The following is a 17,990-nucleotide window of genomic DNA, read 5'->3' as shown; positions in this document are numbered from 1 at the left end:
ACTCCCGCCGCCTCACCATTCATTCGTCCGACCATAGGAATGGTGGGGGCGCAAGTCAACGACCGTGTGCCGTCCTGACCGTCCGCGCCAGCAGCTCCGCGACCCGCTTGCGGTTCCGGTACGGCTGGAGCGCCTGGCGCATGTCGCGCAGCGCGCGCTCCGCGTCGCCCGAACGCAACCGCTCCTGCGCCGCGAGGAACACCTCCCACGCCGCGCACGCCTCGTCCAGATGCCCGGTCCGCAGCAGGAGCTGCCCGAACCGCGCCTGGGTCAGCGCCCGGCCCCGCACGTCCGCCGCGGCCCGCTCGCCCGCCGCGCGCCGCAGCGCGGCCAGCGCGCCCGGCAGGTCGCCCAGCGCCTCCAGCACCGCCGAGATCTGGAAGTGCAGCGCGGCCTGCGGATAGCTGTCGAACGGCGCCGTCCCGCCCGTCGCGCGCTCCGCCGCCCGCTCGGCCTGCGCCACGGCCGCCAGCGCGCCGCGCCGGTCGCCGCTCAGCGCGAGCACGACCGCCAACTGCGCCTGGATGTACGCCTGGTGGGCGCCGGGAGCGCCCCGGGTGCCGCGCTGGGCGGCCTCGGCGAGCTGGAGCGCGGACGGCAGGTGGCCCAGCCGCTGGGCCTGCGCGCTCATCGCCCGCACCACGACGCTCCACGCGACGCGGTCACCGGACTCACCGGCCAGCCGGTGCGCGTACGTGTAGTACCGCTGGGCCACGCCGTGCAGCAGCCCGTCCTCGTACATCCGCGCCAGCAGGAACGCCAGCCGTGAGGCCACGACCAGCAGCTCGCCGCGCCCCCGGCCCTGCGGCGCGGCGGTCAGCAGCGGGCTCACGTCGTCGGCGAGATACGCGGACAGGGCGCTGCGCGCGTGCCGCCCGCCGTGGGGGTCGATCGACGCCGCGAAGAACTCCACGGCGTCGTGCAGGGCGGTGGTGCCCTCCGTGCGCCCGCCCAGGGGCCGTTCGGGCGACCGCGCCTCCGGGGGCCTCGGCACCACCGTGTCGGCCACCCGGTACGGGCGCTGGTGCAGCGGCACCCGGCGGCCGGCGTCCGCGTCGGCGCGGCACAGGGCGGTGAAGCCCGCCACCGGGTCCGCGGGCGGCGCGTCGCGGGCGTACGAGGGGAACCCGGCCGCCTCCGGCGCCACAGACCGGCCGATCCGCCGCGACAGCGCCTCGGCGGCGAGCTGCGGCACGGGGTGCCGGGGCTGGGTCCCGGCCAGCCAGTGCGCGACGGCGGTGCGGTCGTACCGCAGGGCGGCGCCGATCTCGGTGCCCAGCGCGTTGACCGCTCGGGCCAGTGCCTCCTGGGTCCAGCCGGCCTCGGAGAGCAGGGCCCGCAGTCGGTAGTTCGGGCCGCGCCGGTTCGTCATGGTCCTGTGGTCTCACGCCACCGGACCGGGGCAACAGGGCGCATGGGGGCACAGAGGAGCCCTGATATGCCCCAAGATCACACGATCGGGTTGCTTTTCCGGTGATCGGTCGCCTTCAAGTGGTGCCTGAGGGACGACCGATTGACGGTGAACGCATGAACGACCCCTGGATGTACGGCAGTGTGACCCGCCCGCCCCGGCGCCCGGGCCCGGAAGGCTCGGACGCCCCGAAGAGCTCAGAAGTAGTAGCGGGTCACGCCCTCCGCCACGCAGACGGGCTTCGGCCCGCCCTCCCGCTCCACGGTCACCGCCAGCGCGACCTGCACGCCCTCGCCCACGTCCGTGACGTCGGCGATCGCGGCACTCGCCCGGATGCGTGAGCCGACCGGCACGGGGGAGGGGAACCGCACCTTGTTCAGACCGTAGTTGAGCGCCATCCGCACCCCGTCCACCCGCACGATCTGCGGCACGAGGACCGGCAGCAGGGAGAGCGTCAGATAGCCGTGCGCGATGGTCGTACCGAACGGGCCGGCCGCCGCCCGCTCCGGGTCGACGTGGATCCACTGGTGATCGCCCGTCGCCTCCGCGAAGAGGTCGATCTTCCGCTGCTCGACCGCCAGCCAGTCGCTGGCCCCCAACCGCTCGCCGCCCGCGGCCCGCAGCTCTTCCGGCGACGTGAAAATCCTCGGCTCAGCCATGCCGTCAGCATACGGGTCGGCGTGTCCCCGTCATCAGCGCGGGACCATCAGGACCACCGCTCCGACCAGCGCCGCCGCGGCCACCACCCCGGCCGCGCCCAGCACGGTCCCGCCCGCCGGCGGGCCCGGCGGCCGGCCGGTGGCCAGCGCCTGGATCCGGCGGTGGGCCAGCACCAGGAAGACCACCCACAGCAGCCTGTCGCTTATACACATCCGACCCTACGCGGCCGACGAAGCGGAGAGATGAGGGTGAGGGCAGAGTGATGACACAGAAAAAAGAGGCACAGCTCGGAAAGGTGTAAAAGAGCCAGCCCCCCGTCGGCGGTGACCAGCCCCCGCGCCGCCAGCACCACGACGAGCGCGAACGACAACGTGGTACGCCGCCACGCCAGCCGCGTCCGCTCCGGCTGCGCCCCCGGGTCCCGGTGGCCGCCGCTCATGGGGCGGCCCAGCCCAGCAGGACCGCGCAGATCACCAGCAGGGCCGTGAGCACCGTGCCCACCGCCAGCAGCGCGGGGAAGCGGCTCGCGGGAAGGTCCTCGCCCCGGCGCATCGCGCGTTCGGAGCGCACCCAGTGGTTGACCGCCCGTACCGCGCACAGCGCGCCGCCCGCGAGGAGCAGCACGGCGACCGTGGTGCGCACCGCCCAGCGCAGCTCCGTCAGGAACTGGTCCACCGCGATCCCGCCGGCCAGCAGCGCCAGCGCGGTGCGCAGCCACGCCAGGAACGTCCGCTCGTTGGCCAGGCTGAAGCGGTAGTCGGGGGTCGGCCCCTCCGCCCGCAGGCGGTGCGGGGAGAACCAGAGCCGGAGCGCCGCCAGAACCTGTCTGATCATGCTATGAGCCTAGGTGGCGCACCGCCGCGACGGCCGGTGGCCGTTCACGGCGGCGCGTACGCCGGGGTATATGCCGGGGTATATGTTCGTCACCGATGACAGACACGACGTCGATCGACCTCAACGCCGACCTCGGCGAGGGCTTCGGCCGCTGGCGGCTGACCGACGACGAGGCCCTGCTCTCCGTCGTCACCAGCGCCAACGTGGCCTGCGGGTACCACGCGGGCGACGCGCCCACCATGCGGCGGGTGTGCGCGCTGGCCGCCGAGCGGGGCGTGGCCATCGGCGCCCAGGTGTCCTACCGCGACCTCGCGGGATTCGGCCGCCGCGCGATGGACGTCCCGCCGGACGAGCTGGCCGCCGAAGTCGCCTACCAGATCGGCGCCCTGGAGGTCTTCGCCCGCGCCGCGGGCTCCCGCGTGGCCTACGTCAAACCGCACGGCGCGCTCTACAACCGGACCGTGCGCGACCAGGCGCAGGCTGCCGCCGTCGTCGAGGGCGTCGCCCTCGCCGGGCGGTCGCTGCCCGTCCTCGGCCTGCCGGGCTCCCGACTGCACGAGGCCGCCGCGCGGGCGGGCCTGCCGGTGGTGGCCGAGGCGTTCGCGGACCGCGCCTACACGGACGAGGGCACGCTGGTGCCGCGCGGCGAGGCGGGCGCGGTGATCACCGACCCGGACGCGGTGGTGGACCGTTCGGTCGGCATCGCGCGGGACGGCGCGGTCACGTCGCGGAACGGCACCCGGGTCGCCGTCGCGGCCCGCTCCCTGTGCCTGCACGGCGACACTCCCGGGGCCCGGGACCTGGCCCTGCGGGTCCGGGCCGCGCTGGAGCGGGCCGGGGTGGCGCTGGAGCGGTTCGCGTGAGGGTGCTGCGCGTGGGGGAGGACGCGCTGCTGGTGGAGCTGCCCACCGGCGACGACGCCCAGGCCCTCCACGCCGAACTGCTGCGCCGCCGCGCGGCCGGGACCCTGCCGCCGGTCACGGAGATCGTGCCCGCCGCCAGGACCGTGCTGCTCGACGGCGTCACCGATCCGGGCGGCCTGGCCCGGAGCCTGACCGGCTGGGACATCCCGCCGCCGCCCGCGCACGCGGCCGGGACGGTCGAGATCCCGGTGCGGTACGACGGCCCCGACCTCGCCGACGTGGCCGCGCTGTGGGGCGTCGCGCCGGAGGACGTGCCGCGCGTCCACGCAGCGACCCGGTTCCGCGTCGCGTTCTGCGGTTTCGCCCCCGGGTTCGGCTACCTGACGGGGCTGGACGAACGGTACGCCGTGCCGCGCCGCGACACCCCCCGGACGCGGGTGCCGGCCGGGTCGGTCGCCCTCGCCGGCCCGTACACCGGCGTCTACCCGCGCGCCTCGCCGGGCGGCTGGCAGCTCATCGGCACCACGGACGCCGTGCTGTGGGACCCGGCCCGCGAACCGGCGGCGCTGCTGACGCCCGGCACCCCGGTGCGGTTCACCGCGGTGGACGCCCCGGCGGAACGCGGGCGGCCGGCGTGACGGGCCCGGCCCTGACCGTGGTCCGGGCGGGGGCGCTGACCACCGCCCAGGACCCCGGCCGCGCCGGGTCCGCGCACCTGGGGGTGCCGCGTTCGGGCGCCCTGGACCTGCCCGCGCACCTGCTGGCCAACCGGCTCGTCGGCAACGCGCCGGGGGCCGCCACCCTGGAGACCACCCTCGACGGCTGCGCGGTCCGCGCCCACCGGGCCGTGACGGCGGCGGTGACCGGCGCGCCGAGCGCGGTCACGAGCGACGGGCGGCCCGCGCCGGGGGGAGCGGCCGTCCGGGGGCCCGCCGGGGCGGTGTTCGCGGCGGGCCCGGCGGTCCGGGGGGTGCGCGCCTACCTCGCGTTCGCGGGAGGGGTGGCCGTCGAGCCGGTGCTCGGCAGCCGCGCCACCGACCTGCTCTCCGGGCTCGGCCCCGAGCCGCTGGCCGACGGAACGGTCCTGCCGCTGGGGAAGCCGGCCGCGCCGCCGCCCCCGCTCGACGTGGCGCCGCAGCCCGCGCCGCCGCGCGAACTCGTCCTGCGGCTCAGGCTCGGTCCGCGCGACGATTGGTTCACCGACGCCGCCCCGCGCACGCTGGCCACCGGCCGGTACCGGGTGTCGTCCGCCGGCAACCGCGTCGGCCTGCGCACCGAGGGGCCCGCGCTGGTCCGTTCCCGGGAGGGCGAGCTGCCCAGCGAGGGCATGGTGCTGGGCGCCGTGCAGGTGCCGCCGGACGGGCGCCCGGTGGTGTTTCTCGCCGATCACCCGACGACCGGCGGCTATCCCGTCGTCGGTGTGGTGCCCGCCGCCGACCTCGCCGCCGCCGCCCAGGCCGCGCCGGGCACGCCGCTGCGCTTCGTGCCGCTGCGCCGGGTGGCGCCGCGCGCCGGTCAGGTGCCGGGCGGCGGCAGCAGCGTGCCGAGCGGGCCGAGGTCCAGGTTGAGTTCCTCGGGCGTCAGGTCGTAGCGGGCGCACAGCTCGTCCATGCGTTCCGCGAGCAGCATCAGGGTCAGCCCGATCCGCTCCTCCTGGTCCTCCGTCAGGTCGCCCTGGTCGACGCGACGCAGCGCCTGCCGTTCCATGAGCTGGCGCAGCAGCTCGATCACGGTCAGGACCAGGCGCATCAGGTCGCGTTCGACCGTGTCGCGGTCCAGCTCGATGCGCCCGCCCGCGCGTTCTCCCGTACGGCCGCCCGCCGCCCGGCCGCCCGTCATCCGATGTCCCCGGAGACGGAGCTGATCAGCGCCCGCAGATCGACGCGGACCAGATCGACGTCGGCGATGCTCAGCGTCAGGTTGCCGACCAGGACGACGCCGCCCGCCAGCAGCCGGTCCAGCAGGTCGACCAGCGCGATCCGGCGGGCGGCGGGCACCGCGCCCGGCGCGTCGCCGGGGGCGTACCCGGAGGTGTAAGGCGCCGCGGGTATCGGCTCGTTCACCGCGACCCCGCCTCCTCGGCCGCGCCCGCCGTCGCGGCGAACGAGTACGGCGCCCAGGGGCCGGTCAGGCTCAGCCGGAGCCCGGTCAGGCGCCCCGCCAGCTCACCGGCCAGCGCGCAGAACGCCCGGCTGTCCTCACGGCGGACGAGATAGGCGCCGTTGAGGAGGTTCTGCCCCGGCTCGCCGGAGAGGCGGGCGGCCTGCGGCGGGTGCAGGCGGGTGCCCTCGGCCGCGCGCGCCAGCGTGTCGTGCACCGACCGGACGGCCTCCTCGGCCGCCTGCCGCGCCGCGCCCTCGGCCTGCCGCTGCCGGCCGCGCTGCCGCAGATAGTCGCGGCCGGAGGCGGGCCTGGCGGCGGGGACGGCCGCCGGGGCGGCGTCGGCCGGGTCGGCGTACACCTTGACGCCCCACTCGGCGCGCCCGTCGAGGCGGTCCAGCGCGGCGGCGAACCGGTCGTGGTTCACCGCCAGCAGCCGCAGCACCCCGGCCTCGTCGCGGCAGACGGTGGCCAGCCGCAGCGGCAGCACGCCGCCGTCGGCGCCCGTCAGGCCGTCCACCACGCGCTGGTGGGCCCGCGCCGTCCGTTCCAGCCAGGCCAGGTCCTCCAGCCGGGCCCGCAGCGGCTCCTCGGCGAAGTCCCGGTCCGCGACCGGGCTGACGACGGCGGCCAACCCGTCCCGCGCGACCGCCGTCAGCGGCCCGTCGTCCACACCGCGCAGGCCGCCGGGCAACGGGCCCGCGCCGTCACGGGTGATGGCGTAGACGTACCGCAGGGGCGCGGTCGTCATGGGGTCGGTGGCGCTCATGGGGTCTCCTCCCGCCTCTCCAGGGCGGCGACGCGCTCGCGCAGCCGCTCGTTCTCCTCGGCCAGCTCCCGCCGGCCGTCGCGGTGGGCGCCGGACGAGAGCGACGGGTCGTGCTCCCACCAGTCGATGCCCATCTCCTTCGCCTTGTCGACGGAGGCGACGAGCAGCCGCAGCTTGATGGTGAGCAGCTCGATGTCGAGCAGGTTGATCTTGATGTCCCCGGCGATCACCACGCCCTTGTCGAGGACCCGTTCGAGGATGTCCGCCAGGTTGGCGCTGCCGCCGCCCCCGGCCGGTGGGCCGGGCAGGCCGTACGGTCCGGACACGGCCGGCGACGTCATGACCGCGCGTCCCCGCCGGTCCCGTTCCCGCCGTCCCCGTCGGCGACCGCTTCCCGGTCACCGGCGACGACCTCGCCGTTCTCGATCTCGCCGCGCCACTCGCCGGTGGCCTCGCCGCGCAGCGTCACGAACCTGCGGAAGTTCTTCAGGTCCAGCCGCGCCCGGCGGCCCTGCGCGCGCCACAGCGCGCCCGTCCGCTCCAGCAGGCCCTGCGGGTGGTACTCGATGACCAGCAGGACCCGGGTGAGGGTGTCGGTCAGCGGGTGGAAGGTGACGACGCCCTTGAGCGTGCCCCGGCCGCCCTCGGTGGTCCAGGCGATCCGCTCGTCGGGGATCTGCTCGGTGATCCGGGCCCGCCAGGTGCGGGTCACGCCCATGACCTTGGCGCGCCAGGCGGTCGTCGTGTCGTCGACCTGCTCCACGTCCTCGACGCCGTCCGCGAAGGAGCTGAACTCCTGGAACTGCGTCCACTGGTCGTACGCCTCGCGGACGGGGACGCCGACGTCGATGTCCTCGATGACGGTCAGGAACCCGCCGCCGCTCGGGGTGATCCGGTCCTTCAGACCGGTCGAGGCGATCTTGTCCTTGAGACCGGTCGAGGCGATCCTGTCCTTCAGGCCGGCCGTGCCCGCCTGCACGGCCGACCGCACGGCGCTGGTGCTCTCGGCGGCCTTCTTGGTGGTTCTTCCGGTGATCTCCGCGATCTTCATGGTGTCGGTGCTCCTGCCCTCAGCGTGTCGGTGCGTTCCGCCGACGCCCCGGCCGGGCGGGGGGCGTCACTGTTCCGCCTCACCGCGATCGTCGGCCTTAACCTTCCCCGCCGGGGCGCGTCCGGACGTCGTGGCCGTCTTGGCGGTCCGGGAGGTCTTCCCGGCCGGGCCGGTGCTCTTCTTCGCGGCGGCCTTCTTCGCCGCGGCGGTCTTCCTGGCCGGGCTCTTCTTGGCCGGAGGCTTCTTCGCGGCGGTCTTCTTGGCGTCCGCGGTCTTCTTCGCGGCCGTCTTCTTGGCCGCCGTCTTCTTCGCCGCCGCCTTCCGCGGGGCCGTCTCCCCGGCGGCGTCCGCGGCCTTCCCGGCCGCGTCCCGCGCCGCCCCGGCCGTTTCCCTCGCCGTCTCCGTCACCGCGTCCGTGCCCTGCCGCAGCCGCCGCGTCACGGCGCCCACGGGCAGCCGGGCCAGCAGCGCGCCGGGGAAACGGACCCGGCCCAGCACGTAACCGGCGCCCGCGGCCACGGCCACGGCGGCGGCGAGGGTGGTTCTGCTGTCGCTCGTCATCGTGTCAGCCAATCGTGTGTCGGGTTCAGGCGGTCCAGCAGCTCGTCCTCCCTGCGGTCGAACTCCTCCTCGTCGATCAGGCCGCTGGTCAGCTCCTCCTCCAGCGCGACGAGTTCACGCTGCACGACCGCCGGGTCGTAGTACTGCCGCTCCGCCTCCGCGACCACCTGCTCCAGCACCCAGCCCGCGCCACGGGCCGGGGCGAGTGGCAGCAGCAGGATCTCCCTCAGCAGGCCCATGGCCGCCTCACGCCGCCTCGACGGACTCGGTCCGCACGAAGCTGTACGGCGGCAGCGGCCCGTTGACCCGGACGTCGAGGTGCGGGCTCGCCGCCCTCAGCTCCTCCAGCGCGGCGAGGAAGCCCGCGGCCTCGTCGCGGCCCACCAGGAACGACAGGTTCACCACGCGGCCCGAGCCCTCCGGCCCCCGGCGGTGGTGCTCGGCGTGGGTGGCGAGCGCGTACTCGACCGTCCTGGAGTCGCGCGTCTCGTGCTCCCGCAAGGCGTCCGCGACGAGCTGCCCGAGCCGCAGCCGGTCCTGGTACGTCGCGCCGCCCTCGACCCGCGTCGCCTCGTTGAGCTTCCTGATCTCCGGGCTGTCGGCCAGGATCGCCCGCAGCAGGACGTCCTCCCGGTGCAGGGCCTTGACGTTGTACTCGACGCGGTCGGCGACCGTGGCCAACTGCCCCCGGTACAGCTCGGCGTGCCGCGCCAGCGCGCCCCGGACGGCGTCGTCGTCGGGCGCGGTGCTGCCGAACCGCAGCGGCAGCACCGCGCCCGCCGCGGCGGCGGCCGTCAGCACCCGCTGGTGGGCGAACAGGTCGCGCCGCTTGGGCCGCAGCCCCTCGGGGCAGTCGCTGACGACGGCGGCCGTGCCGCTCTCGCGCAGGACGCGCACCGGACGTGGCGGATCGCCGACGCCGACCAGCCCCCCGGGGAGGCGGGGCAGGTCGGCCTCGGCGATGCCGTAGACATACGTGGTCACTCGGATTCCCTCTCCCGCCGCGACGTCGTGGTCCGGCGTGACTTCGTCGGTTCCTTCTCCGCCTCGTCGTCGTCACCGGACGAGGACGAGGTCAGACCGTCTCTGCCCTTCTTGAAGGCGTCGGAGATCGTCTCGGCGGCCCCGGCCAGCGCGCCCTTGGTCTTGCCGCGCGCGCCGTTCTCCGTGAGCCCGCCGACCAGTTCGGGCACACCCGGGTCCTTGGCCGGTCCGGCCTCCAGGTCGAGCCGGTTGCACGCCTCCGCGAACCGCAGATACGTGTCCACGCTCGCCACCACGACGCGCACGTCGATCTTGAGGATCTCGATGCCGACCAGGGACACCCGGACGAACGCGTCGATCACCAGCCCCCGGTCCAGGATCAGTTCCAGGACGTCGTACAGGGTGCCGGACCGGGAGCCCGAGGACTGCTGCAGGGGTGCGACCGCTGTGGTCATGTTCGGATGCCTCCTTCTAGGGGCCTGTCAGGGCCTTTCGGGGCGGCGGCGCGAGGCCGGCCGGTGCTACCGCCGGTCGGCCCGGCCGCGCTCGTAGCGCTGGACGCGCCGGTAGCCGGTGATCCGTCCGTCGGGGTCCGTGGTGACCTCGTAGGTCGCCCTCAGGCTCATCGTGTCGGGGACACGGGCGAGTTCGGTGACCTCCGTCTCCAGGACCCAGCCGTCGGTGTCCCGTTCGAACCGGGTCACCGCCTCGGCGCGCAGACCGGTGAGTTCGGTGAACTCGGCGCCGGCCGTGCGTATCACGTCCAGCACCGGCCGCGAGCCGGGAGCCGTCCCGCTCCGCCGCTCTTCGTCTTGTTCGCGCTTTTCGCGCGTTTCGTCGTCTGCCATGGCTCCTGCCGGGTTCCTTGCGTGAGCCGGGCCAAACGTCCTTCCGGGCGCGTGGACCCGATCGGGGCACCGGCGGCCGGGCTCGAACTACCGCGCGCGGCCCACTGGTCACGCCCCCGGCGCGGCCCGCGGGACCGGCCGGGAAGGCCCCGTGGGTCCCCGCGCGCCGGGCCGTCGCCGCCGGTCTCCCAGGACGACGACGGTCGTGGCACCCGCTCCGCCGGGCCGGCGGGGACCGGGGCGACCGGACCCCCGGCATCGAGGAGGACCCGTGACCGGAGGAGGCGCCGCGCGCGCCGGGTCGGGAGCCGTGTCGTCGTCGCCCCGGCGGACGCCCGCCGGGAGGGACGACCCTGGTGGGACGCGCCGCGGTCCCCCGGAACCCGGCGGAGCACCACGGCGGCTCCGTGTCCGGCGCCGACTCCGGCGGCCCGGGGCGACATGACCGGCGGTCAGCGGGCGGCACTCGGCGTCGCCGGGCATCCCCCGGGCCCCGGACCCGCAACGGCCGCCGTTTTCCCCGGGGCCGGGGCGCGCTCCTACGCGGCCGGGGAGGCGGCGCGGTCGGCGGGGGTGCCCTCCAGCTCCGTGATCAGGCGTCGCAGCAGCGCGCCCAGCAGTTCGTCGTCCCCGGCTCCGGCCGGAAGCGACTCCCAGCTCGCGCGCACCCGTTCGTCCAGGTGCCGCCAGAACTCCATGCCGCGCGGCGTCAGATGCACCAGGATGCGGCGGCGGTCCAGCGGGTCGACGCGGCGGCGCGCCCCGCCGTCGTCCACGAGTTGGTCCCCCAGCCGGGTCAGGGTCGGCGGCGGCAGCAGCACGCACTCCGCGATCGCCGTCATCCCGTGCCCCTCGCCGTCCGCGAGCAGCGACATCACGCGCCAGGCGTCGACCGAGCACCCGGTCTCCGACAGCACCGCCCGCAGCCGTCGCACGGACAGCCGCTCGGCCCGGGTCAGCAACCCGACCAGATCGTGGGCGCGATGGACGGCGGGCGGTTCTGACATGTCGCTGCGCTCCTCGGGCCGACGGCCCCTCCATCGTACGGGCGCCACGCGGGCGCGAGCGGGGGGAACGCGGCGGGCGGGAAGGGCGGTCCGCAGGCGTTTGTCTCGTTCCCCGGCTATTCCGCACGGCATTCGCACACACGCGCCATGATGGGCCGGTGATGTGCGGGGACCACCACGACGCCGGACGCCGGGGGCCGCTGGCGGCCGAGCCCGGCACGTTCGGCGTCGCCCTGGTGGTGCCCCGGCAGGGCCCGGCCGGAATCTTCGGCCCGGCCTGCGAGTTGTGCGCGCGGCTCGCCGCCGACGAGGTCAACGCGGCCGGCGGCGTCCTCGGCCGCGAGGTGCGGCTGGTCATGGTGGACGGGGGCGCCCCGCCGGGGCAGGTCGCCGACGAGGTCGAGGCGCTGGTCGCGGCCGGGATCGTGCGGGGCGTCACCGGCTGGCACATCTCCTCGGTCCGGCAGGCCCTCGCGCCGCGCATAGCCCACCGGGTGCCCTACGTGTATACGGCGCTGTACGAGGGCGGCGAGAACTCCCAGGGCGTCTACCTGACCAGCGAGACCCCCGACGGCCAACTGCGGCCCGCCATGCGGCTGCTGGCCGCCGAACGGCGGGTGCGCCGCTGGTACGTGATCGGCAACGACTACGTCTGGCCGCGCCGTACCGCCAGGGCCGCCCACGCCTACGCCCGCGAGAGCGGCGGCCGGATCTGCGGCGAGAGCTATCTGCCGCTGGGCACCCACGACTTCCCCGCCGCGCTCCGCCGCGTCGAGCACGCCGACGCGGACGCCGTCCTGATGCTGCTGGTGGGCAGTGACGCGGTGCGGTTCAACCGGGCCTTCGCCGCCTCCCGGCTGGACCAGCGCTGCCTGCGCCTGAGCACCCTCATGGACGAGAACATGCTGGTCGCCAGCGGTGCCGACGCCACCCGCGGACTGAGCGCGACGGCCGGGTTCTTCGGCTCCCTCGCCACCGCCGACACCCTCGACTTCCACGGCCGCTACGGAGCCCGTTTCGGCCCCGGCTCCCCGGCGCCCAGCGCCCTGGGGGAGTCCTGTTACGAGGGCGTGCTGCTGCTGGCCGCGCTGGTCACCCGGGCCCGCTCCTGGGACGTCGCCGCGATCGAGGGCACGGCCGGGGAGGTCAGTTACGAAGGGGCCCGGGGGCTGCTGCGGCTGAGGGGCCGTCATGTGCGGCAACGCATCTACCTGGCCGAGGCGGACGGCCTCGACTTCGCGGTCACCGCCGATCTGGACGCCTGGAGCAGCCGGGTGTGACGTCCCCGTGATGCTTCCGGGCGGAAGTGTTAACGGTCGGGCAATGCCGGGGAAACAGCTCGCTCCGAGGCTGTGGCATGCCCGCGCCGGGCGGCGTGGCCCGGCGTTACCCGCCCCCTCTCACAACTCCCCGCGTCCGACACGGGGATCAGGAGGATGGTCATGCCCAGAGCCCGGGGAACCCGATACACCGCGATCGCGCTCGCGTTCGCCACCGCGGTCGCGCTGTCGGCCTGCGGCGCCAGGACCGACGAGGAATCGTCGGGCAGCGCCGCGGAGATCGACACATCGGGCGACACCATCAAGGTCGGCCTGCTCAACTCGCTGTCCGGCACCATGGCCATCAGCGAAGTCACCGTACGCGACGCCCTGTTGCTGGCGATCGACGAGATCAACGCCGCGGGCGGGGTCCTCGGCAAGCAGATCGAGCCGATCAGCGAGGACGGCGCCTCCGACTGGCCCACCTTCGCGGAGAAGTCGGAGAAGCTGATCCAGCAGGACCACGTGGCCGCCGTGTTCGGCTGCTGGACGTCCGCCAGCCGCAAGGCCGTTCTCCCCGTCTTCGAGCAGAACGGCTCGCTGCTGTTCTACCCCGTGCAGTACGAGGGGCTGGAGCAGTCGCCCAACATCTTCTACACCGGCGCCACCACCAACCAGCAGATCATCCCCGCCCTGGACTACCTGCGGGAGGAGGGCGTCGAGTCGCTCTATCTGGTCGGCAGCGACTACGTCTTCCCGCGCACCGCCAACCGCGTCATCAACGCGTACGCGGAGGAGTACGGCATCGAGATCGTCGGCGAGGACTACGCGCCGCTGGGCTCCACCGAGTTCTCCACCATCGCCAACAAGGTCGAGGCGTCCGGCGCCGACGCGGTCTTCAACACCCTCAACGGCGACAGCAACGTCTCCTTCTTCCGCGAGTACGAGGCGTCCGGGCTGACCGCCGAGTCCATGCCCGTCATGTCCGTGTCCATCGCGGAGGAGGAGGTCCGCGGCATCGGCGCGGAGACCCTGGAGGGCCAGCTCACGTCCTGGAACTACTACCAGACCACCGAGGGCGAGGCCAACGACCGCTTCGTCGCCGCCTACCAGGAGCGGTACGGCGCCGACAAGCCGACCTCCGATCCGATGGAGGCGGCCTACACCTCGGTCCACCTGTGGGCCGCGATGGTCGAGGCGGCCGGTTCGTTCGAGGTCGAGGACGTCCGCGCCGCCGCCGACGGCATCACCTTCGACGCTCCCGAGGGGGAGGTCACCGTGGACGGCGAGACCCAGCACCTCTACAAGACCAGCCGCATCGGCCGCATCGGCGCCGACGGCCTGATCACCGAGGTGTGGAGTTCCGAGGGACCGATCCGGCCCGACCCGTTCCTGCGCGAGTACGACTGGGCCGAGGGCCTGGCCGAGGCGGCGGCGGCGGAGAACGAATGACCGTCATCCTCACCCAGGCGTTCACGGGCGTCAGCATCGGCGCCGTGCTGCTGCTGATCGCCCTGGGCCTGTCCCTCACCTTCGGGCAGATGGGCGTGATCAACATGGCCCACGGCGAGTTCATCATGGCCGGCGCCTACACCGTCTACATGCTCCAGGGCCCGATCCACTCCGCCGGGTTCTCCCTGCTCGTCGCCCTGCCCGTGGCGTTCGCGGTGGCCGGCGCGATGGGGGTGCTGCTCGAATGGCTCCTCATCCGCCGGCTCTACACCAGGCCGCTGGACACCCTCCTGGTCACCTGGGGCGTCTCGCTGATGCTCCAGCAGCTCGCGCGGGACCTGTTCGGCGCGCCCAACGTCCACACCGAGGCGCCCGACTGGCTCTCCGGGCGCGTCACCCTCATCGGCGGCGACGACCCGCTGACGCTGGCGCACGCCCGGCTGTTCATCCTCGGCCTGGCGCTCGCCGCCGTCGTCGCCCTGACCCTCACCCTGCGGCTGACCCCGCTGGGCCGCCGCATCCGGGCCGTGGTCCAGCACCGCGACCTGGCCGAGGCGTCCGGCATCCCCACCGCCCGCGTGGACCGGGTCACCTTCCTCATCGGCTCGGGCCTGGCGGGCCTGGCCGGTGTCGCCCTCACCCTGGTCGGGCCCATCGGGCCGACCATGGGCACCAACGTCATCATCGACGCGTTCCTCGTGGTCGTCGTCGGCGGCATCGGCCAGTTGAAGGGCGCGGTCATCGCCGCGTTCGCGCTCGGCGTCCTCCAGTCGGTGCTGGAGTACTCCACCACCGTCAGCGTCGCCCGGGTCGTCGTGCTGGTCGCGATCGTCGCCTTCCTGCAATGGCGTCCCCAAGGCATCCACACCGTGCGCACCAGGAGCCTGGCATGACGGCATACCTCCTCAAGCGGCGGACCACACTGGCCGGTTACGCCCTGGCCGCGCCCCTGCTGTTCGCCGTCGCGCCCGCCGCCATGAGCGACTTCCGGCTCGAACAGCTCGCCCGCTACCTGTGCTTCGCCATCGTCGCCGTCGGCATCTCGCTGGCCTGGGGACGCGGCGGCATGCTGGTGCTGGGCCAGGGCCTGTTCTTCGGGCTCGGCGGCTACGCCATGGCGATGCACATGAAGCTCGCCGACGCGGGAGCGGGCAACCTGCCCGACTTCATGCTGCTGTACGGCTCGACCGACGAACTCCCGTGGTGGTGGGAGCCGTTCCGCTCACCGGCGGTCGCGCTGGCCGCCGTGGTGCTGCTGCCGATGGCCCTGGCCGCCGCCATCGGGTACGCGGTGTTCCGGCGCCGGGTGCGCGGCGCGTACTTCGCGATCCTCAGCCAGGCCCTCGCCGCGGCCTTCGCGATCCTGCTGATCGGCCAGCAGGCCACCACCGGCGGCACCAACGGCCTGACCAACTTCGGGGGGTTCTTCGGGTTCTCGCTCCACGACCCCGTCAACCGGCGCATGGTGTACTTCATCATCGCCGGGACCCTGCTGGCGCTGATGCTGTTGACCCGGCAGCTCTTCCTCAGCCGCTACGGTGAACTGCTCGTCGCCGTACGGGACTCCGAGGAGCGGGTCCGTTTCCTCGGCTACGACCCGGCGCTCGTCAAGCTCGGCGCCTACACCCTCTCGGCCGGGATGGCGGGCCTGGCCGGGGCGCTGTTCGTGCCGGCCGTCGGCATCATCTCGCCCGCGCTGGTCGGGATCGTGCCGTCCATCCAGTTCGTCATCGGGGCGGCCATCGGCGGCCGGGCCAGCGTGGCGGGCGCGGTGCTCGGCGCCGTCGCGGTGGCCTGGGCGCAGACCACGCTCTCGGAGGAATTCCCCGCCGGCTGGACGTACTTCCAGGGCGGCCTGTTCGTCGTCGTGGTCGCCTTCCTGCCCGGCGGCCTGGCCTCGCTGTGGCACCTCGCCACGCGTCGGCGCCGGTCGCGCGCCGGGGAAACCGGAAGGGTGGTGGCCGCGGCATGACACCCGTGACGGGGAGAACCGAACAGCCCCTGGCGGGCCTGGAGATCGAGGACCTGCGGGTGACGTTCGACGGCTTCGCCGCCGTCGACGGGGTGGGCCTGCGGGTCGGCCCGGGCGATCTGCGGTTCCTCATCGGGCCCAACGGCGCGGGCAAGACGACCCTGGTGGACGCCGTCAGCGGGCTGGCCCCGGCGACCGGCTCGGTCCGGTTCGGCGGCCGTGAACTGCTGGGCCGCCCGGTGCACCGCATCGTCCGGCTCGGCATCGGCCGCACGTTCCAGACCGCGACCGTCTTCGAGAACCTGTCCGTCCTCCAGAACCTGGACATCGCCGCGGGCTCGCGGCGCCGCCCGCACACCCTGCTGCGGCAGCGCCGCGGCGTGCCGGAAGAGGTCGAACAGGCCCTGGAGACCATCAAGCTCACCGCCCACCGCGACCGCGCCGCGGGCAGCCTCGCGCACGGCCAGAAGCAGTGGCTGGAGATCGGCATGCTGCTCGTGCAGAACGTGCGGCTGCTGCTGCTGGACGAGCCGGTGGCGGGCATGAGCCATGAGGAACGCGAGGCGACCGGGCAGTTGCTGCGCACGGTGGGGGAGGACCGCACCGTCGTCGTCATCGAGCACGACATGGACTTCATGCGGTCCTTCGCCACCAGCGTCACCGTGCTGCACGCCGGCCGGGTGCTCAGCGAGGGCACCGTCGCCGAGGTGCGGGCGGACCCGCGGGTGCAGGAGGTCTACCTCGGCCACGCGGTGGGAGAGGAGGCGTGATGCTGGAGATCACCGGTGTGGTGGCGGGCTACGGCCGCGGCGACGTGCTGCACGGCGTGTCGCTGTCGGTGCCCGAGGACGGGGTGTCGGCCGTCCTCGGCCACAACGGCGCGGGCAAGTCCACCCTGCTGCGGACGGCCCTGGGGCTGCTCCGCCCCCGCGAGGGGCGGGTCCTCCTCGACGGCGAGGACATCACGCGGCTGCCCGCCCACCGGCGGGTCCGGCGCGGGATGGCCTACGTGCCGCAGGGGCAGCAGAGCTTCCCGCAGTTGACCGCGATGGAGAACCTGCGGCTCGTCGCCGACGGCCGCAAGGACGGCCACGCGGCGCTCGCGGAGGCCCTCGACCTCTTCCCCGCGCTGCGCGGGGCCGCCGGGCGGCGCGCCGGGCTGCTCTCCGGCGGTCAGCGGCAGCAACTGGCCCTCGCCCGCGCCTTGATCACCCGGCCCAGGCTGCTGCTGCTGGACGAGCCGACCGAGGGCATCCAGCCCTCGGTCGTGGCGGAGATCCAGCGGACCGTCCTGGAGCTGAGCGGGCGCGGCGGCCTGTCGGTGCTGCTGGTGGAACAGCACGTCGGCTTCGCCCTCCGCGCGGCCGGGCGGTACTACGTGCTGGAGGCGGGCCGCGTCACCTCCTCCGGCGCGGGCGACGCGGACGCGGAGCAGGCCGTCCGCCGGGCGCTCAGCGTGTGAGCCCCCGGCGCGGCTCGAACAGTATCTACAAGTAGCCGCACCGCTCGTGAGCTGGTCGTCTCCGCGACGATGGCGATTGAGCGGAAGCGCCCGCGCCGCTGCCAGGGAGGTGAGGCTCGATGAATCCCGGGGAGACCATCAAGGGTCTGTGCCCTTACAGGCCGATGGCCTGGCGTGTGTGGTCTGCGGGCGGACTTCCTGCGGATCCCAGTCGCCCATGTGCCGGTCGGCCGGTCCGAGTCCGGATTTCAGCGTGTCCCACCTTCCGACGGATACGGCGGGCGCTGTAGATGCGTGCATCGGCACGGCGAGCTTGCTGTGGCTGGGGTGGGGTGCTGGCGTTGCGGTAGGTGCCGGATGAGGAGCTGGCCGGGCTGTAATGCGTGTCTCCACTCCTCGCATGGCCGTGGCGGAGATGTCCTTCACTGGCTTGCGGAGGTGTCGGCTCACAACGACCATGCCGCCCGCGGACGTGCCAAAGGACCCGAGCTGTGCCATGCCCTCCTGAGCAGACTCAGCCCATGCCCTGAGCTGCCCCAGGAACTCCTCCGCTTCCTCGCCACGCTCGTCGAGCGGAGTGACCTCAATGAGACCCAGCGCGGCCCTCACNGAGTTGGAGGGCGCCCCCCGCGCCGCCTTGGGCATCGCGTTTGGCCCCCAGGCGGCCCCCCGCCCTCTCCTTTTCACCACTCGATGTGTGTAAAAGACAGAGGGGGGGGGGGGCGGGGGGGGGCCAGGGGGGGGGGGGGGGGGGGGG

General features: G+C 74.3%; 24 protein-coding genes and 1 pseudogene. 9 read left to right on the top strand and 16 right to left on the bottom strand.

What is annotated here, in order from left to right; genetic code table 11:
• Positions 1–55 precede the first annotated feature (55 nt).
• From BN2279_RS11800 to BN2279_RS11790, 5 genes and pseudogenes are all read right to left on the bottom strand, one after another.
• Complete coding sequence (locus tag BN2279_RS11800) at positions 56–1,372, bottom strand: NsdA family TPR-like regulatory protein (protein ID WP_059008648.1); 1,317 nt, start codon at positions 1,370–1,372, stop codon at positions 56–58.
• 236 nt (positions 1,373–1,608) lie between these two features.
• Positions 1,609–2,070: a MaoC family dehydratase gene (locus BN2279_RS11795; RefSeq protein WP_059008647.1), complete on the bottom strand. Its 462-nt coding sequence runs from the start codon at positions 2,068–2,070 to the stop codon at positions 1,609–1,611.
• A gap of 33 nt (positions 2,071–2,103) precedes the next feature.
• Positions 2,104–2,283, bottom strand: coding sequence for a hypothetical protein (locus BN2279_RS29310; protein WP_159037194.1), 180 nt, complete (start codon positions 2,281–2,283; stop codon positions 2,104–2,106).
• A gap of 121 nt (positions 2,284–2,404) precedes the next feature.
• Positions 2,405–2,510: pseudogene (locus BN2279_RS30565) on the bottom strand (DUF202 domain-containing protein); the annotation flags it as partial.
• Entirely contained in the window at positions 2,507–2,905 is a 399-nt protein-coding gene (locus BN2279_RS11790; RefSeq protein WP_059008646.1) for a YidH family protein, read from the bottom strand. The pseudogene BN2279_RS30565 and the gene BN2279_RS11790, both read right to left, overlap by 4 nt.
• Positions 2,906–3,000: 95 nt before the next feature.
• On the opposite strand from BN2279_RS11790, the gene BN2279_RS11785 reads away from it, so the two are divergent.
• Genes BN2279_RS11785 through BN2279_RS11775 form a run of 3 tightly spaced genes read left to right on the top strand, consistent with a single transcriptional unit; the run spans position 3,001 to position 5,359 of the window.
• Entirely contained in the window at positions 3,001–3,768 is a 768-nt protein-coding gene (locus BN2279_RS11785) for a LamB/YcsF family protein (protein WP_059008645.1), read from the top strand.
• A complete protein-coding gene (locus BN2279_RS11780; RefSeq protein ID WP_059008644.1) occupies positions 3,765–4,406 on the top strand; it encodes a 5-oxoprolinase subunit B family protein in 642 nt (213 codons plus the stop codon). The genes BN2279_RS11785 and BN2279_RS11780 overlap by 4 nt, the downstream gene beginning before the upstream one ends.
• Positions 4,403–5,359, top strand: a complete 957-nt coding sequence (locus tag BN2279_RS11775; protein WP_079032076.1) for a 5-oxoprolinase subunit C family protein — start codon at positions 4,403–4,405, stop codon at positions 5,357–5,359. The genes BN2279_RS11780 and BN2279_RS11775 overlap by 4 nt, the downstream gene beginning before the upstream one ends.
• On the opposite strand, the gene BN2279_RS11770 is transcribed toward BN2279_RS11775, so the two are convergent.
• The 11 genes from BN2279_RS11770 to BN2279_RS11720 all read right to left on the bottom strand — a co-directional run bounded on the left by BN2279_RS11770 (position 5,284) and on the right by BN2279_RS11720 (position 11,088).
• Entirely contained in the window at positions 5,284–5,607 is a 324-nt protein-coding gene (locus BN2279_RS11770; RefSeq protein ID WP_059008643.1) for a gas vesicle protein K, read from the bottom strand. The two genes, BN2279_RS11775 and BN2279_RS11770, sit on opposite strands and share 76 nt — an antisense overlap.
• Positions 5,604–5,765, bottom strand: coding sequence for a gas vesicle protein GvpJ (gvpJ, locus tag BN2279_RS11765; RefSeq protein WP_079032096.1), 162 nt, complete (start codon positions 5,763–5,765; stop codon positions 5,604–5,606). Before gvpJ ends, BN2279_RS11770 begins: the two co-directional genes overlap by 4 nt.
• A 62-nt stretch (positions 5,766–5,827) precedes the next feature.
• Positions 5,828–6,637: a GvpL/GvpF family gas vesicle protein gene (locus tag BN2279_RS11760; RefSeq protein ID WP_234347760.1), complete on the bottom strand. Its 810-nt coding sequence runs from the start codon at positions 6,635–6,637 to the stop codon at positions 5,828–5,830.
• Positions 6,634–6,978, bottom strand: a complete 345-nt coding sequence (locus tag BN2279_RS11755) for a gas vesicle protein (protein ID WP_059008641.1) — start codon at positions 6,976–6,978, stop codon at positions 6,634–6,636. The genes BN2279_RS11760 and BN2279_RS11755 overlap by 4 nt, the downstream gene beginning before the upstream one ends.
• A complete protein-coding gene (locus BN2279_RS11750; protein WP_079032075.1) occupies positions 6,975–7,688 on the bottom strand; it encodes an SRPBCC family protein in 714 nt (237 codons plus the stop codon). The genes BN2279_RS11755 and BN2279_RS11750 overlap by 4 nt, the downstream gene beginning before the upstream one ends.
• Positions 7,689–7,754: 66 nt before the next feature.
• A complete protein-coding gene (locus BN2279_RS29890) occupies positions 7,755–8,249 on the bottom strand; it encodes a hypothetical protein (protein WP_199827710.1) in 495 nt (164 codons plus the stop codon).
• On the bottom strand, positions 8,246–8,488 hold the full coding sequence (locus BN2279_RS11740) for a gas vesicle protein GvpG (protein WP_059008640.1): 243 nt from the start codon (positions 8,486–8,488) through the stop codon (positions 8,246–8,248). The genes BN2279_RS29890 and BN2279_RS11740 overlap by 4 nt, the downstream gene beginning before the upstream one ends.
• A gap of 7 nt (positions 8,489–8,495) precedes the next feature.
• Positions 8,496–9,233 carry a GvpL/GvpF family gas vesicle protein gene (locus BN2279_RS11735; protein WP_059008639.1) on the bottom strand — a complete coding sequence of 246 codons (738 nt, stop codon included), beginning with the start codon at positions 9,231–9,233 and terminating at the stop codon, positions 8,496–8,498.
• Positions 9,230–9,688, bottom strand: a complete 459-nt coding sequence (locus BN2279_RS11730; protein ID WP_059008638.1) for a gas vesicle structural protein GvpA — start codon at positions 9,686–9,688, stop codon at positions 9,230–9,232. The genes BN2279_RS11735 and BN2279_RS11730 overlap by 4 nt, the downstream gene beginning before the upstream one ends.
• Before the next feature lie 66 nt (positions 9,689–9,754).
• Positions 9,755–10,081, bottom strand: a complete 327-nt coding sequence (gene gvpO / locus BN2279_RS11725) for a gas vesicle protein GvpO (RefSeq protein ID WP_079032074.1) — start codon at positions 10,079–10,081, stop codon at positions 9,755–9,757.
• Between the two features lie 539 nt (positions 10,082–10,620).
• Positions 10,621–11,088, bottom strand: coding sequence for a MarR family winged helix-turn-helix transcriptional regulator (locus BN2279_RS11720; RefSeq protein ID WP_059008637.1), 468 nt, complete (start codon positions 11,086–11,088; stop codon positions 10,621–10,623).
• Between the two features lie 161 nt (positions 11,089–11,249).
• On the opposite strand from BN2279_RS11720, the gene BN2279_RS11715 reads away from it, so the two are divergent.
• The 6 genes from BN2279_RS11715 to urtE all read left to right on the top strand — a co-directional run bounded on the left by BN2279_RS11715 (position 11,250) and on the right by urtE (position 17,233).
• Positions 11,250–12,368 carry a substrate-binding domain-containing protein gene (locus BN2279_RS11715; RefSeq protein WP_079032073.1) on the top strand — a complete coding sequence of 373 codons (1,119 nt, stop codon included), beginning with the start codon at positions 11,250–11,252 and terminating at the stop codon, positions 12,366–12,368.
• Positions 12,369–12,530: 162 nt separating this feature from the next.
• On the top strand, positions 12,531–13,799 hold the full coding sequence (gene urtA, locus BN2279_RS11710; RefSeq protein ID WP_104531013.1) for an urea ABC transporter substrate-binding protein: 1,269 nt from the start codon (positions 12,531–12,533) through the stop codon (positions 13,797–13,799).
• Positions 13,796–14,692 carry an urea ABC transporter permease subunit UrtB gene (urtB, locus tag BN2279_RS11705; protein ID WP_059008635.1) on the top strand — a complete coding sequence of 299 codons (897 nt, stop codon included), beginning with the start codon at positions 13,796–13,798 and terminating at the stop codon, positions 14,690–14,692. The genes urtA and urtB overlap by 4 nt, the downstream gene beginning before the upstream one ends.
• Positions 14,689–15,771, top strand: coding sequence for an urea ABC transporter permease subunit UrtC (gene urtC / locus BN2279_RS11700; RefSeq protein WP_059008634.1), 1,083 nt, complete (start codon positions 14,689–14,691; stop codon positions 15,769–15,771). Before urtB ends, urtC begins: the two co-directional genes overlap by 4 nt.
• Positions 15,768–16,541: an urea ABC transporter ATP-binding protein UrtD gene (gene urtD, locus BN2279_RS11695; RefSeq protein ID WP_059008633.1), complete on the top strand. Its 774-nt coding sequence runs from the start codon at positions 15,768–15,770 to the stop codon at positions 16,539–16,541. Before urtC ends, urtD begins: the two co-directional genes overlap by 4 nt.
• Positions 16,541–17,233 (top strand): urea ABC transporter ATP-binding subunit UrtE, encoded by a 693-nt coding sequence (urtE, locus tag BN2279_RS11690; RefSeq protein ID WP_059008632.1) that lies wholly within the window; start codon positions 16,541–16,543, stop codon positions 17,231–17,233. Before urtD ends, urtE begins: the two co-directional genes overlap by 1 nt.
• The last annotated feature ends 757 nt before the right edge of the window (positions 17,234–17,990 follow it).

This window comes from Streptomyces specialis, from assembly GCF_001493375.1.
GTDB lineage: Bacteria > Actinomycetota > Actinomycetes > Streptomycetales > Streptomycetaceae > Streptomyces > Streptomyces specialis.
This window is presented reverse-complemented; position numbering and strand designations above follow the sequence as displayed.